General features: G+C 32.4%; 15 protein-coding genes. 7 read left to right on the top strand and 8 right to left on the bottom strand.

Features of this window, described 5'->3' with window-relative positions; all coding sequences use genetic code 11:
• Positions 1 to 94: 94 nt before the first annotated feature.
• From ACFSJT_RS14745 to ACFSJT_RS14735, 3 genes are all read right to left on the bottom strand, one after another.
• Positions 95 to 1,186 carry a DUF748 domain-containing protein gene (locus ACFSJT_RS14745; protein WP_378321067.1) on the bottom strand — a complete coding sequence of 364 codons (1,092 nt, stop codon included), beginning with the start codon at positions 1,184 to 1,186 and terminating at the stop codon, positions 95 to 97.
• Positions 1,187 to 1,274: 88 nt separating this feature from the next.
• Positions 1,275 to 1,856: a DUF3332 domain-containing protein gene (locus ACFSJT_RS14740; RefSeq protein WP_378321066.1), complete on the bottom strand. Its 582-nt coding sequence runs from the start codon at positions 1,854 to 1,856 to the stop codon at positions 1,275 to 1,277.
• Positions 1,857 to 2,047: 191 nt separating this feature from the next.
• Positions 2,048 to 3,091 carry a helix-turn-helix transcriptional regulator gene (locus tag ACFSJT_RS14735; protein WP_378321064.1) on the bottom strand — a complete coding sequence of 348 codons (1,044 nt, stop codon included), beginning with the start codon at positions 3,089 to 3,091 and terminating at the stop codon, positions 2,048 to 2,050.
• Positions 3,092 to 3,351: 260 nt separating this feature from the next.
• Here ACFSJT_RS14735 and ACFSJT_RS14730 point away from each other — a divergent pair, with 260 nt between their 5' ends.
• Positions 3,352 to 4,056: an SOS response-associated peptidase gene (locus ACFSJT_RS14730; RefSeq protein ID WP_378321063.1), complete on the top strand. Its 705-nt coding sequence runs from the start codon at positions 3,352 to 3,354 to the stop codon at positions 4,054 to 4,056.
• On the opposite strand, the gene ACFSJT_RS14725 is transcribed toward ACFSJT_RS14730, so the two are convergent.
• The 3 genes from ACFSJT_RS14725 to ACFSJT_RS14715 all read right to left on the bottom strand — a co-directional run bounded on the left by ACFSJT_RS14725 (position 4,046) and on the right by ACFSJT_RS14715 (position 6,768).
• The gene (locus ACFSJT_RS14725) at positions 4,046 to 4,378 is read right to left on the bottom strand and encodes a hypothetical protein (protein ID WP_378321062.1); all 333 of its coding nucleotides are present in this window, start codon (positions 4,376 to 4,378) and stop codon (positions 4,046 to 4,048) included. The two genes, ACFSJT_RS14730 and ACFSJT_RS14725, sit on opposite strands and share 11 nt — an antisense overlap.
• A 150-nt stretch (positions 4,379 to 4,528) precedes the next feature.
• Positions 4,529 to 5,545: an AraC family transcriptional regulator gene (locus ACFSJT_RS14720; protein ID WP_378321061.1), complete on the bottom strand. Its 1,017-nt coding sequence runs from the start codon at positions 5,543 to 5,545 to the stop codon at positions 4,529 to 4,531.
• A gap of 179 nt (positions 5,546 to 5,724) precedes the next feature.
• On the bottom strand, positions 5,725 to 6,768 hold the full coding sequence (locus tag ACFSJT_RS14715; protein ID WP_378321059.1) for a helix-turn-helix domain-containing protein: 1,044 nt from the start codon (positions 6,766 to 6,768) through the stop codon (positions 5,725 to 5,727).
• Positions 6,769 to 6,977: 209 nt separating this feature from the next.
• Here ACFSJT_RS14715 and ACFSJT_RS14710 point away from each other — a divergent pair, with 209 nt between their 5' ends.
• The 3 genes from ACFSJT_RS14710 (at position 6,978) to ACFSJT_RS14700 (ending at position 7,732) form a co-directional block, all read left to right on the top strand.
• On the top strand, positions 6,978 to 7,142 hold the full coding sequence (locus ACFSJT_RS14710) for a DUF1328 domain-containing protein (RefSeq protein WP_378321058.1): 165 nt from the start codon (positions 6,978 to 6,980) through the stop codon (positions 7,140 to 7,142).
• A gap of 42 nt (positions 7,143 to 7,184) precedes the next feature.
• Positions 7,185 to 7,325, top strand: coding sequence for a hypothetical protein (locus ACFSJT_RS14705; protein WP_378321057.1), 141 nt, complete (start codon positions 7,185 to 7,187; stop codon positions 7,323 to 7,325).
• 284 nt (positions 7,326 to 7,609) lie between these two features.
• Entirely contained in the window at positions 7,610 to 7,732 is a 123-nt protein-coding gene (locus tag ACFSJT_RS14700; RefSeq protein ID WP_378321056.1) for a hypothetical protein, read from the top strand.
• Between the two features lie 5 nt (positions 7,733 to 7,737).
• On the opposite strand, the gene ACFSJT_RS14695 is transcribed toward ACFSJT_RS14700, so the two are convergent.
• On the bottom strand, positions 7,738 to 8,160 hold the full coding sequence (locus ACFSJT_RS14695) for an arsenate reductase family protein (protein ID WP_378321055.1): 423 nt from the start codon (positions 8,158 to 8,160) through the stop codon (positions 7,738 to 7,740).
• Positions 8,161 to 8,286: 126 nt separating this feature from the next.
• Between ACFSJT_RS14695 and cls the strand changes: the two genes are divergently transcribed.
• From cls to ACFSJT_RS14680, 3 genes are all read left to right on the top strand, one after another.
• Positions 8,287 to 9,708, top strand: a complete 1,422-nt coding sequence (gene cls / locus ACFSJT_RS14690) for a cardiolipin synthase (protein ID WP_378321054.1) — start codon at positions 8,287 to 8,289, stop codon at positions 9,706 to 9,708.
• 304 nt (positions 9,709 to 10,012) lie between these two features.
• Positions 10,013 to 10,615 carry a porin family protein gene (locus tag ACFSJT_RS14685; protein WP_378321053.1) on the top strand — a complete coding sequence of 201 codons (603 nt, stop codon included), beginning with the start codon at positions 10,013 to 10,015 and terminating at the stop codon, positions 10,613 to 10,615.
• 150 nt (positions 10,616 to 10,765) lie between these two features.
• Entirely contained in the window at positions 10,766 to 12,067 is a 1,302-nt protein-coding gene (locus tag ACFSJT_RS14680) for an MFS transporter (RefSeq protein ID WP_378321051.1), read from the top strand.
• Positions 12,068 to 12,122: 55 nt separating this feature from the next.
• Here ACFSJT_RS14680 and ACFSJT_RS14675 read toward each other — a convergent pair whose 3' ends face one another.
• Complete coding sequence (locus ACFSJT_RS14675; protein ID WP_378321050.1) at positions 12,123 to 13,019, bottom strand: hypothetical protein; 897 nt, start codon at positions 13,017 to 13,019, stop codon at positions 12,123 to 12,125.
• Position 13,020 lies beyond the last annotated feature (1 nt).

The following is a 13,020-nucleotide window of genomic DNA, read 5'->3' as shown; positions in this document are numbered from 1 at the left end:
TTCCAAGAAAAAGATCATTCAGAGCGCGCACTAAACAACGCAAGAGTCTTAACGGGGGTTAAAAAAAGACTTTTCTGAGTGATCTTTTTTATTGCTATTCATTCTTCTCTGCCGCCTCTTGCGCATCTTCAAAATTTATTGAATCATCTGTCATCCCCTTAAAAGCCTGAATCCAAGCATTTTCAAAAATATTAAAAATTGTTGCCCATATATCGCTTTGTACAGCGTTTAAATCTCCTTCCAGAGGTACCTTGGTGGCTAAGGTATTATTTTTATGGTTTTTTAATACAAATTTGAAAAAACCAACAAAACCTTCCCATAACGTATCGAGAAAACCATCTTCCTTACCAATAAGTTCTGCATCTACGAGCATTGGTTTGATATATCCTTTTAAGAATCCATCTGCAATGGCTACCTCACTATAAATATTATAACTTCCGTTTTTAAAATCAATTCCCGCATAATGATTCGTAAAATCATTTAGGGAGGTAGCGTCGGCATTCTCTAAGGAAAATGACAGATCCATATCAGGAATAGTTTTAATAAGATCCAATTTTCCCTCCAGACTTACTTCACCTTTACCTATTGAAACTGCTTTGGCACTTAATACCGAGGGAAGTTTTTGATCTTTGCGAATCACATTACGTAAGTTTTGAGCCTCAAGATCTATTTGATTAAAATGTAAATCTATATTAGGATCTGCAGATAATTGTACAAATGCCGCTTTACCGTTATTAATTTGCAGTCTATTGATATTAATTGGCACCAAGTCTGTTAGTGCCTTAGTCCAATCATTGAAGTCAGGATCATCAGTTTTTTCTTTTTCCTGATCTTCAAAAACATAAGTTATTTTTGGTCGAGTCATTATAATTTCGCTCACGATCTTACCTTTAAACAAAGATTTCCATTCAATAGAAATATCAGTTTTTTCAAAATCTAAGAACGGAACCTGAGACCCTGCGTCGATTTTATTAAGATAAAGACTATCGATAACGTAGGCTCCCCTAAATAATGAGATGTCGATATCTTCGACCTGGCCATAATATCCGGGAATATCGGCTAATACTTCATTTACATATTTTTTAACATAATATGGCAACAATAATCTGGCAATTATTAAAAAGAGAATAATCGCAGTTGGAATAACAAATCGTTTTCTTTTATAAATTTTTTTATTCCCTTTCATATCTTTCTTACTTAAAATTAAATTTTTGAAATCAAAAAAGAGGTTGTCCCCGAACAACCTCTTTTAATTTTACAATCTAAATAGAATCTTAGTTGTTTTCAGCCAATAAGCAATTTTGATACAAAGCAACTTTACGGTTTAACAAAGCTAAACCTTCAGTACGTGGCATATTTGGATCAATCTTTACTTTACCTCCATCTGGTAGGTGTACTACATAAAATCCTTGTTCAAAAGAAGAAAGTTTAATTATTTCTCCGTTAGCTTTTACGGCACTCCACGATTTTTGTGACGGACTATACACCAAATCAAGTTTTTCACCTTTTCTTTTCCCGTCTATAACGTTAATTTGTAGTCTGTTTTTCGTGGCGGTCATTTCAAAAGTACTACCATCTCTCTCTACGATTTGGGTTTCGCTATCGCCTTCGTTCATGGCTATTGGATTCGAACCACTCCAAAATTCTATAACGTTAAATATTAAAACATCACCTACCACAAACAATGCGTAAACAGGTATAATATTAAGTCCCCAAAAAACCAGGTTATTAACAAATTTACTATCACTTATATCGTTATTCCAGTCTTTTAAACCATTAAAAGCACTAAAAGAACCAAGACAACTAGTAAACAAGACAGAAGCAGATAATGCAAGACATATTGTTAGTTTTTTCATAATGTGAAGATTTTTAAGTTTATACAAAAATAACAACATGACCGAGCAAAATTAACTCATATACATATTTGGATAGCGCATTCAATATTCGATGGTAAAAAAATCAAAAAAAGATTATACCATCTTGAAGGTGTGGATATCAGGCAGTAGAAATACTCTGCCCTATTAATTCATCATGAAGGTAAAAATAATTATGACATAGATCCTTTTTTATGGGCTGCTGTGTATTTAAATTTATATTCCTTGGGACTACATTTATATTTTTTCTTAAAAATCTTGCAAAAATAGCTTCTACTGGTAAGCCCAACAGAATAAACAATCTCAGATATTGTGAGATCCGTATTTACGATAAATTTTTCTGCTTTTTCCAAGCGTACATTCCTCACAAAATCAGAAACCGTTCTGTCGAACATAAATTTAAAACCTTCTTGAAGTTTTGCAGGCGATAGCCCCGATTCTAAACACAAACTTTTAATAGTGTGCTGGATTTCTGGATACTTTTTAATATAATCACTAATTTCAGAAATCATTTTCAACTCATTTTTTAAGAGTCCGCTAGTATTTGAGTTACTCTCAATTTCTGCGTGAAATTTTTCAATATGTTTTGCCAATATCAAATAATATCTTCCTTTTTGGGATAATAGCTCAGAAATTTCATTAGAATGTTCTATCCCAAACAACAGTTTTAATTGCTCTGCTATTTTAAGACTGTAATTCCCTAAATGAAAATGTTTGGACTTTGTTTTTATATTACTCAATAAATCCTGAAGCTTTTTGTCATATTGATTATCTTCTTTGCTGAATTTTTCAAAATATTCCCTTTTATCCACACAAATAATATTAAGCATCAGATGATTGTCCTTTTTTATTAAAATCTTACTTGACAGTCCCTTGTCACTATGCACGACCGCTGTTTGAAACTGTTCTATTTGCGTAAATCGCTCATGAGACTCAAATTGATGAAAACAGCTACCATCCAAACAATACAAAAACTGAAGTGATTCTGACGCAATCGCATCAATAGGAATCTCAATATCTTTATGCAGTTTGAAATTAAAATCAAAAGATTGCAATCCATTTTGCAAATTTGTATATCGCACCTGCCCATTACCCAATCCAGGTTTTAAAGTAAGTGTATGAATATCATAATTAATAGCAATACTTCCTTCGAGATGCTCTTGTAAAACATTTAATTGAGAAGGAATGCTTAAAACTTCATTCTGTAACTTATTCATAGTGCCCCCTATTAAGAATTTAACATTTTGTTTTTAAACAGCTAAATATTAGACTGTTATACAAAAATAGCGGGTTACCGCACCTTTGCTTATCTTTATTAAAGATTTCCTTACCTCTGTTGCGTCAAAAAGCAAACAATTATCAAATTTTAACGTTTAATTTACTGAAAGGGTTATTAATTATATGGTTCGAGACAACCTTGTAGTGTGTTTATTATTTACTTGCGTAAGTAATTGGGAATGATGTAAAAGTATTGGGAATGATGTATAAGAAGATTTCAAATATCGCAGAGAGAGAACTGATCGAGAGGGAACTGGGTATTTCCTATAAGTTCCCAAGACTTTATACACCAAATTCTGTTATAGATGGTACCGAAGAAGCTACTTTATCTGTAATCACCATGCATAACCCTAATCATATATCCTATGCTATCTGGGGGCTTCTACCCACCAATTATGAAGGAGAGTGGTCTGATTTTCAAAAAGTTTTGGATACACTTAATATTTGCAAGGATAATTTAAACACTAACGGAATCTTTAAAGAGCCGTACCTTGAAAGACGCTGTGTAATTATAGTCACCGGATTTTATATTTATCATTTATACAAAGGCTCTTTATATCCTTATTATGTTTATCTGGATGCCAAAAAACCTTTTTATATCGCCGGAATTTATAATATTCTTAATGATGGCTTTATTACCTGCTCTATGATAATGACAGAAGCCTCTGGTATTGTTGGTGATATTCAAAACCTAAATGCTAAGATGCCGGTATTCATTTCTGAATCTTTTAATGATACATGGTTAGGTAAACAGACAACTATTGATGAAATTGATTATATTCTCGACAACCCGGAAAATTTAAATTTAAAAGCGCATCCAATCGCCAAGGAGTTTTTCAAGAACGATATATCGTATGATTCTATGTTGGATCCTGTATATTATGAGGGTATTCCTATTCCGTAGTATCGGATGGTCTAATATTCCTTCCTTTAATTTCTCTTTGTAAATTACCCACATCAATTTTTAGCGTCATAGGAATTACTCCATATTTAGGTCCAAGACCATCGGTTAAAAATTGTCCTAAATACTGATGCGCGAATTCTATACTTTCAAAAATGAACGTTCCGCCGATAGTCTTGGTTTCTTCATTAGTATAACAAAACACAGAAATTAATCCCTTTATATTTATTAAAACATTTTTTATTTCTTTGGAAACTTCATTTACGCTCTCGATAGGTAAATTTGATTTAAATTTTAAATTGACAATAGCTTTTTGGTCACTCATTGATAGCATTTAGGTTTTGATTTGGACACTCTTATTTTTCGAACCAAATTTCAATTACAAGTAAAATTGGCGGTTTTGGTTTGTTGTATAAATTTAATTCAGAAGTCGATTAGTCAATTAATTCAAAAAGTTAATTTATTAACGCCATCACTAAGCCTTAATTTTCTTTCTGTAGTCGGTTGGTAGAATTCCGTAGCGCTCAAAAAAAATCTTCGAAAAGTAACTCCTACTTTTAAAACCAATATTATAAACAATCTCAGAGATGGAGTAATTGGTATTCTTGATATAATCCCTGGCGATTTCGAGTTTTAATTGACGGACATATTCATTGACCGATTTGGAATATAAAACTTTAAAACCAAGTTGTAGTTTCTTAGGACTTAGACCAACTCTTGTGGCTAGAGCACTCACAGATAGAGGCTCAGAAATATTATCAATGATATATCCTGATAAATTATGAATTTTTTTGATATCTTCTTTTGACAAAGATTCTGGCAGTGCCCGACCATTTTCATAATTGCTATGTTCGAGCATTTGCATTGCCAAAATCAGGTTGAGTTGCCCCTCAATGGATAATGTTCGAACAATACCGCTCTCATGACTATCGTGTAACTGTTTAATTTGATCGGCAATTTTTAAATTGAAATTACCATAATGTTTATATGGTGAATTTTTATTTTCTTCTGTAAAGGCAGAAAATAAGCTCTCACTCAAATAAGACAAATTATTATTCTTTTTCTTAGCATATTCATTAGGCAATACATATATAAAATTAACCTTAACCGATGCCGCCTTTGGGAAAACATAAGTTTCTTTGGAAAGCTTTTTGGTCGATATAATAATATTCTGATATCGTTCAAACGTAAGTGGTCGCTCTTCTGAATCATTAATATATTCAAGTTTTCCTTCTGATATAAATATAAACTCTACCGGATTTGCATTCTCAATATTGAAAATGATTTTAGTATCTTCAACAAAATTAACATCATAATCTACCAGAGAAACCCCCCAATCAAAGGCTATTGTTCGAACTATCCCAACTCCTAATTCATTATTAAACTCTAGGATGTGTTCTCCCCATCGTTGTGTTAGTTCACCATTTAAATGACGATTTAATTGCTTTAAAATCTCGGCACCATCTACACTATTTATTTCAATCTTTTGCATTTTGCTACTAAAATCTATATGCTATTTTTTGTTTTGTACAAAAAAAACAGATTTACGTTAAACAGATTGACAATTTTGAAACATATACTAACACTTTTGGTCAGTTTAGATAAGAAAATTTTACACTAATTCTAATCATTATAGGTGCTCAATAAGATATTATTTTGATCTCAAAGCAATTAGGCTGATTGAGTATCCTGCTCCCTATTTCTCACCTGGTCAAGATATTGTTTTGGATTTACACCAAAGCGTTTCTTGAATAATTTTGAAAAATAACTCCTGGAGTTGATTCCTACCCTATACGTGATTTCGGTAATATTTAAATCTGAAGATTCCATAAGATTTTTTGCAGTTTCTATCCTATAATTCTTGATATATTCATTTACCGAAGTACCATATAGTTGCTTAAATCCGTTTTGAAGCGTATTTTGATTTAAACCTACTCGTTTAGCTAGATTTACGATATTATCTATACTTTCAATTTCTTCTTTAATAATAGTTACTGCTTCTTCTATACTTTCAATAGTTGTTTGGCGCAAAATTAATCGCTTATCTGGTTCGTTTAAATCATCCAGGTATTGTTTCAACTGGTGGGTTAAAATTTCATACGCCTTACCTTCCAGATAAACTTGCCGCATAAAACCCGTGAGTTCGCATTCAGTAAATTCAGAAATAAATTTAGCGACATCGAGACTATAATAATTCTTATAGAAAAATTGATTGATTCCATTTATATCTCTAAATAATTCAATGAGGTCTTCATTCATATTTGGAAGAAAGGATTCTATTTTTTGTTCAAACTTCTTCCTGTTAATCTCTAAACTAAAAATACAAATAGGAGTATGTGCCGGAATCTTAAAAATATGATTATTTTTAGGAGTACTGGATAGCATGGTGTTCTCTAAACGCCTTATTTCCTGAAACTCTTGGTCATTCTCAAATTTATGATAAAAACCGGATTCTCTATTAAAAATAATCTTTAAGGGATGAACCACCCCCTTCTTTAATTCGTAAAAAAAGTCTTTTTTCAATAAATAATCAGTTTCAACAACCCCAACGCCAAAATCAAATTGAAAAGAACGCATATATCCCGAACCAAATTCTTCTGGCAATTGCACACAACATTCATGATTAGAATTTTCATAATCAACACCGAGACTATCTGCAAACTCTTCAATTATATTACTTACGTTATGATCTTGTATTACGATTTTCTTTTTCATGAAGCTCTGTTGGTGGTTGCTTGTATTAAAGATACATTTAATTTTGGAAGTTTACAGTACCTATTTTCTAATAAAGCAAAGGAGTCAACAAAACGTTTGATACAGCTAAGGACTCTTCGTAGATTTAAAGAAATTTATCATGAAAAGATTTGATAATCAAATCACTCTTAATCAGAAGAGACTTTTTAATAACTAAATAATTACAAACTATGTTACGTTGGACAATTATCTTTATCGTTTTAGCTTTGGTAGCTGGAGTTTTGGGGTTTGGTGGTATTGCTGCAGGAGCTGCCAGCATTGCAAAAATCTTATTCTTCATTTTTATTGTACTTTTTATTTTATCCCTCATATTCGGGAAAAGATTTAAAGCATAACTAACCATAAATTAATAAACCATGAAAAAAATAACATTAGTATTGGCAACCGCTCTCCTTATAATGGCTACCACCATAAGCTGTAGAGAAAAGAAAAGCACTGGAGAAAAAGTAGAAGATGCTGTAGAAGAAAGCGCAGAAGAAGTGGAAGATGCCGTGGAAGATGCAACAGATGATAATTAAACAAAAGTAAGTAAGGAGAAAATTTTGGAAAAAACCAGGTAAACAGGCATGAGGTTACCTGGTTTTCTTAACCAATCAAATCATTTTGAACCAAAAAAACATCTCAATATGAGCCAATCCAACAAAATTAGCACCAAAATAGTCTTTAAGACTGCAATATGCTTATTTGCTGCACTGTTTACCTTTATGTGCGTGTATGTATATTTAATCCTTGTGGGTAACTAAGAATTATAAATGACATCACTATTTACTTAAATAATTTTAGCTCAAATAAATACAAAATCATGGAAAGAAAATTTAAACAAAAAGAAAGAAAAAAACCTCTCACAGATTTAGGAAAACCGACTAAAAACCCTAATCAGCCCAATCTAGAGAAGAGTACGATCACAGAAAAAAAAGAGAAGTAAAAAAATCACTTCTCTTTTTTCTTTGCAGGGTTTCTTGAGACACCGGCACTATCAGGGTCCATATATTTCACAAAGTCTGAAGGATTTTCAATTTGATAAAACTTTTCGTCTAAAATCAAAATAGGATTTGCGACAACCTCTGGGTGATTATCTAGAACTTTTAACCAATCGTTCGTTTCCAATTTGACATTGGCACTATAGGATTCTTGAAAATTTGGATGTTCTTTGTTAACCAATTCAGAAATTTGAATGCCTAAGTTATTTGCAATTTCTATCCACTGGGTCCCAGGAATATTAGTTTTCGACGTATCAACTGCCAAAATATCTTTTTTAGAAGCACTCACATAACCATAAGTTTGCTTACCCAAAGAGGTTTCTGAATTATATATAAGTGTAATTTTATTTTTATCGGTAGAGATGATTCCCATAGTATTTAAATTTTTAATTTTATTAAAAATATAACACGATATCCGATTTACGTAATGCGATACCGATAAATGATGACTCATTTAAAATTACCGGTAAAATCATAAACAATATAAAGAACAGCAGACATGATCATCACCATTAGTATCTATGTAATTCTTACTCTTTTAGCAATAGTACATATTATATTATACAGCTCAAGACCAACCAAATCGCTGAGCTGGCTGCTCATTGTTTTAATATTTCCATTTATTGGTATTTTATTATATATCACTTTTGGTATCAACCGAAGAAGATTCAAACTTTTCAAGCTTAAAGAAACTGTAAAAAGACGTTTGTATGATAAAAAATTCAGAGATCAATTCGTTAAAGAACAAAAGGTTGAGTTTGAAAATAAAAAAAACACAAAATTATCTGAATTATTACGAAACAGCTCCAATTTTGCTACTCAACCTGCCAACGACGTCAAAGTATTACATAATGGAAAAGAGACTTTTGATATTATTTTTGAAGAATTACAAAAAGCAGAAAAATTTATACATCTGCAATACTATATTTTTGAAGAAGGAGAATTGTTTAACAAGCTGTATTCCTTATTAAAGGAAAAACTCGAAAACAAGGTCGAAGTAAGAATTCTTTATGACGCCATAGGAAGCTACTCATTACGAAAAAAAGCGAAGAAGAAATTTCGAGATATTGGAGCAAAAGTATACCCCATAATGCCACTTCATTTTGGCAGCTTTTTATTTACTTTAAATTATCGCAACCATAGAAAAATTATAGTAATCGATGGTAAAGTTGGTTTTACTGGTGGTGTTAATATTTCTGATAAGTATATTAAATCTGATTCAGAACTCGGTATATGGGATGATACTCATGTATACCTGAAGGGTCCGGCAGTAGATAGTCTACATCGCGTTTTTATTAAAGATTATTATTTTGCCAGCGATCAGGAATTATTATTAAAAGACAAGTACCTTCCAGATATTGAAAAACAAGGTGATGTTGCAGTACAAATAGTGGCTGGAGGACCTGATGCCGATCATCCTTCTATTATGCAACAGTACATTAAAATGATTAATTTGGCCGAAGAGTATATTTATATTTCTAATCCATACTTCATTCCAAATAGCGCGATGCTGGAAGCACTCAGAATAGCTGCATTAAGCGGTGTACAAATTAAGTTGTTAGTCCCTAAAAAATCAGATTCTTGGCTGGCAAAACATAGTATGCTTTCATTTTTTCAAGAATTATTGTTCTTAGGAATAGAAATCTATCAACAGAAAAATGATTTTCTACATAGTAAAGTCATCGTTATGGATGGTGAAATCGCTTCTGTTGGATCCGGAAATTTCGATCACAGAAGTTTTGAGCACAATTTTGAAACCAATGCTTTAATTTACGATAAAGAAGTTACAGAAAGTATTTGTGAAGATTTTATTAAAGATTGTAAAGAAAGTATACTTCTTGATTATGAAACTTATAAAAATCGCCCCTTAAGACAGAAGTTGTCTGAAGGTATTGCAAGATTCTTTAGCCCTTTGTTATGATATACATCTTAACTAATATACCATGATCAGGAATCGTATCTAAACTTTTTTGAGTTCAAATGAAAAACATGATTAAGGTAAGTACCCTGAATCTTGATAGTTTAAGCAATTCATGTCTTTTCTCAAAAAAAGTTATACATACTCTTATCCATCAAAAACAACTTCTAGAATTATATTTCTTAAATTTTGTTAAACCTTAAGACTACTACTTAATGAGTTAAAAACGGGGTTTTTTGGGTCAATCATTACTATGAGTTCGATATAATTTTGATCAAACAAAAATTATAAACAAAAACATACAATGATGAAAAAAACAGCCTTATTATTTACTTTTCTTTTATGCGGTGTAGTATCATTTGCACAAGAAGTGGAAAACAGATTTCAGTTTGGAGCACGAGCAGGGGTTAATTTCGCTACAATTACAGGAGATGATTTTGAAGATCCAAATTCGCGAACCAGCTTTTACGCAGGACTTGTGGCAGAGACATTTGTAACAGAGAAATTCGCGCTACAGGGCGAAGTATTTTACTCTGGACAAGGATTTGATATTGAAGAGACTACTTTTGCAGGTGTCATTGTTACCCCTGAAGCAGAATTCCAGATTGATTACATCCAAGTACCACTTTTAGCAAAAATTTACTTGATTGACGGTTTAAATATCCACGCAGGCCCTCAGTTTGGTTTTAAAATCAATGAAGAAATAGATACCGATCCTACAGGAGATGGTGGGGATTTTGACACCGACTCTATTAAGGACTTTGATTTTCAGCTAGCTGCCGGGGCAGAGTTTAAATTAACTGGAGGATTTTTTATCCAGGCGAGATATACGTACGGAGTATCAGAGGTGGTGGAAGATTCTGATGCACATAATTCGACATTTTCAGCTGGTGTTGGATTTATGTTCTAAAGAATAATATTCAAAAAAGCATTGATGAATAGAAGGCCTACTAGTACATAGTAGGCCTTTAATTATTCAATATTATAGAAAATAAAATTTTAGAAAATTATATCTTACGATCATTCTGAGTTAAAAAGTAGATAACCCATAAATTAAAGCATGAATACTATTGAAAGACTATACGATTTTATTAATGAAGAGGAAGATGCCCGTATCTGCAAAGATATCGACGAGAATGCTTGTAGGTACACTCCTAAAAACTATTTCTTAATTCTGTTGAGTAACATCTTTACAAAATTGGGAGACACGCTTAGCAATCCAAAGACTGTACTTGCATGGGTAATGAGTTATGTGCAGGCTCCCGTATACCTTATAAGCTTTATAGTACCTATAAGAGAATCTGGATCTATGCTACCGCAGATAATTATATCCAGCTATATCCGAAAAAAAGAAATTAGAAAGTGGGTTTGGGTATTAGGATCACTTCTCCAATTTTTGTCTATTTCGGCAATAGGAGTTGTTGCAATGAATTTTGATGGTTCAAAAGCGGGTTGGTTAATCATTATCTTATTAATAGTATTTAGCCTATCCAGAGGTCTTTGTTCTATATCCTCAAAAGATGTGCTGGGTAAAACTATACCTAAAACGAGAAGGGGTAAACTCAAAGGATACACTGTTGCTGTATCCGGAATATTAGTGCTTTTTGCAGGGTTGTTCATGATTTACAAATCGAAGCAAGAGCAAAATATAGAGTTTTATAGCAGTATTATCTTTTTTGCTGGATGTATGTGGCTTATCTCGGCTATTGTCTATGCAAATATCAAAGAATTTCCTGGAGAAACCTCTGGTGGTCAAAATGGTCTTAGTGAAGCTATTGCCAAAATAAGTATTCTTAAAACTGATCCTAATTTTAGAAATTTTATCATCTCAAGATCTTTGCTATTATGCTCTGCGTTAACCGCTCCTTTTTATGTTTTGCTAGCTCAAACCTACTTAGGTAAAGAAAGTTATCTACTGGGACTCTTTATCCTTGCCAATGGTATTGCGTCTATAGTTAGCGCGCCAATTTGGGGTAGAATGGCAGATGTTTCAAGTAAAAAAGTAATGTCTATTGGTGCAATTATTACGTCGGTATTAGGAATTTTAATATTTTTAATCATAAGTTTTTTTCCTGTTTTAAGACAACAATATTGGCTTTATCCAATTGCTTTTTTTGTTTTAGGTATTGCTCATAACGGAGTAAGATTGGGACGCAAAACGTACATACTGGATATGGCAGGTGGTAACAAAAGAACCGATTATGTTGCGGTAAGTAATACCTTAATTGGAATTATACTGCTAATCACCGGGGGAATTAGTGCATTAGCTTCTATAGTATCTGTTGAAGGAGTGATACTGGCTTTATCATTGTTAGGTGTTGCGGGAGCATACAAAAGTTCAAAATTGCCAAATGTAGAGTAACACATGATTTTAATAATTCTTCTTGTGTATATTTGAAATATAAAAATAATTTCTTCTATATTTTGAGTTTTATCCCTGCGCGAATGTACAGGCTATTTTGATCATTTATGGTCAATACATCTTCCTGATCATTGTTTCGTAAACGTATATCATTTACTACTGTAAACCCTGCATAGGAATATACTACTAAATGATTTGTGAGATATCGTTCATAGCCCAATCCTGCAAGTACTATCGTCATAGAAATATTGTTTGCAGTTCTCTCTTCTGCCGTTTGTGGGTCGGTAAAATTTTTATTGTTTTGAATATTAGCAAAAAAACCATCTAACGTCATGAAACCTTGAATAACGTTTTTCTCTTTGAAAGTATACTTGATATTAGTTTTTGGAACCCCTATCACGTATGACCAATTAGGGCGAAATTCCCGATAGTAATTGATAAAAGGTAGCGGAAAAGGTCTTCCGGCAGTTGTAGAATAGCGTACTCCAAAAATTAATCGCCATGGTTTTGGGACTGTTTCATCAGTTTTATCTTTTAGAAATAATAACGCTCCCGTAAGTATTGTGTCATCAGCATTAATTCCATCTCCTTCAAAATTAGAAGCAACAATAACCCCTGTTTGTGCTACAAAACGCCAATCATTGTTCATTTTAAACGTATAAATCAGACTTCCGGTAAATGAACTAAAACGCTCTAAGTCATTCGTTTCAAAAAACGTTGCATCTCTATAAATAAAATTTACATTTCTGTATTCAATTCCTGGGACCAGGTAACTCCCTTTATCATTCAACCTTATTGGATATTTTGCAAAAACTCTCAATCTCCTGAAAGAATTATCGCTACTACGTTGTGGAAAATAAGTATATTCTAATCTGGCAAGATCAGACACCTGAGATTGCATCGCCATAACAAAACAAGAAAAAGCAAAAAGTAGAATATATTTAGTATCCATG

Source organism: Aquimarina celericrescens (genome assembly GCF_042682765.1).
GTDB classification, from domain to species: Bacteria; Bacteroidota; Bacteroidia; order Flavobacteriales; family Flavobacteriaceae; genus Aquimarina; species Aquimarina celericrescens.
The sequence above is the reverse complement of the archived record's forward strand: the minus strand, read 5'-3'. Positions and strand labels throughout refer to the sequence as shown.

Excerpts from the sequence above, each read along its gene's own strand:
- ACFSJT_RS14745 (WP_378321067.1), bottom strand. The coding sequence starts at position 1,186 with ATGAAAGGGAATAAAAAAATTTATAAAAGAAAACGATTTGTTATTCCA.
- ACFSJT_RS14740 (WP_378321066.1), bottom strand. The coding sequence starts at position 1,856 with ATGAAAAAACTAACAATATGTCTTGCATTATCTGCTTCTGTCTTGTTT.
- ACFSJT_RS14735 (WP_378321064.1), bottom strand. The coding sequence starts at position 3,091 with ATGAATAAGTTACAGAATGAAGTTTTAAGCATTCCTTCTCAATTAAAT.
- ACFSJT_RS14730 (WP_378321063.1), top strand. The coding sequence starts at position 3,352 with ATGATGTATAAGAAGATTTCAAATATCGCAGAGAGAGAACTGATCGAG.
- ACFSJT_RS14725 (WP_378321062.1), bottom strand. The coding sequence starts at position 4,378 with ATGAGTGACCAAAAAGCTATTGTCAATTTAAAATTTAAATCAAATTTA.
- ACFSJT_RS14720 (WP_378321061.1), bottom strand. The coding sequence starts at position 5,545 with ATGCAAAAGATTGAAATAAATAGTGTAGATGGTGCCGAGATTTTAAAG.
- ACFSJT_RS14715 (WP_378321059.1), bottom strand. The coding sequence starts at position 6,768 with ATGAAAAAGAAAATCGTAATACAAGATCATAACGTAAGTAATATAATT.
- ACFSJT_RS14710 (WP_378321058.1), top strand. The coding sequence starts at position 6,978 with ATGTTACGTTGGACAATTATCTTTATCGTTTTAGCTTTGGTAGCTGGA.
- ACFSJT_RS14700 (WP_378321056.1), top strand. The coding sequence starts at position 7,610 with ATGGAAAGAAAATTTAAACAAAAAGAAAGAAAAAAACCTCTCACAGAT.
- ACFSJT_RS14695 (WP_378321055.1), bottom strand. The coding sequence starts at position 8,160 with ATGGGAATCATCTCTACCGATAAAAATAAAATTACACTTATATATAAT.
- cls (WP_378321054.1), top strand. The coding sequence starts at position 8,287 with ATGATCATCACCATTAGTATCTATGTAATTCTTACTCTTTTAGCAATA.
- ACFSJT_RS14685 (WP_378321053.1), top strand. The coding sequence starts at position 10,013 with ATGAAAAAAACAGCCTTATTATTTACTTTTCTTTTATGCGGTGTAGTA.
- ACFSJT_RS14680 (WP_378321051.1), top strand. The coding sequence starts at position 10,766 with ATGAATACTATTGAAAGACTATACGATTTTATTAATGAAGAGGAAGAT.
- ACFSJT_RS14675 (WP_378321050.1), bottom strand. The coding sequence starts at position 13,019 with ATGGATACTAAATATATTCTACTTTTTGCTTTTTCTTGTTTTGTTATG.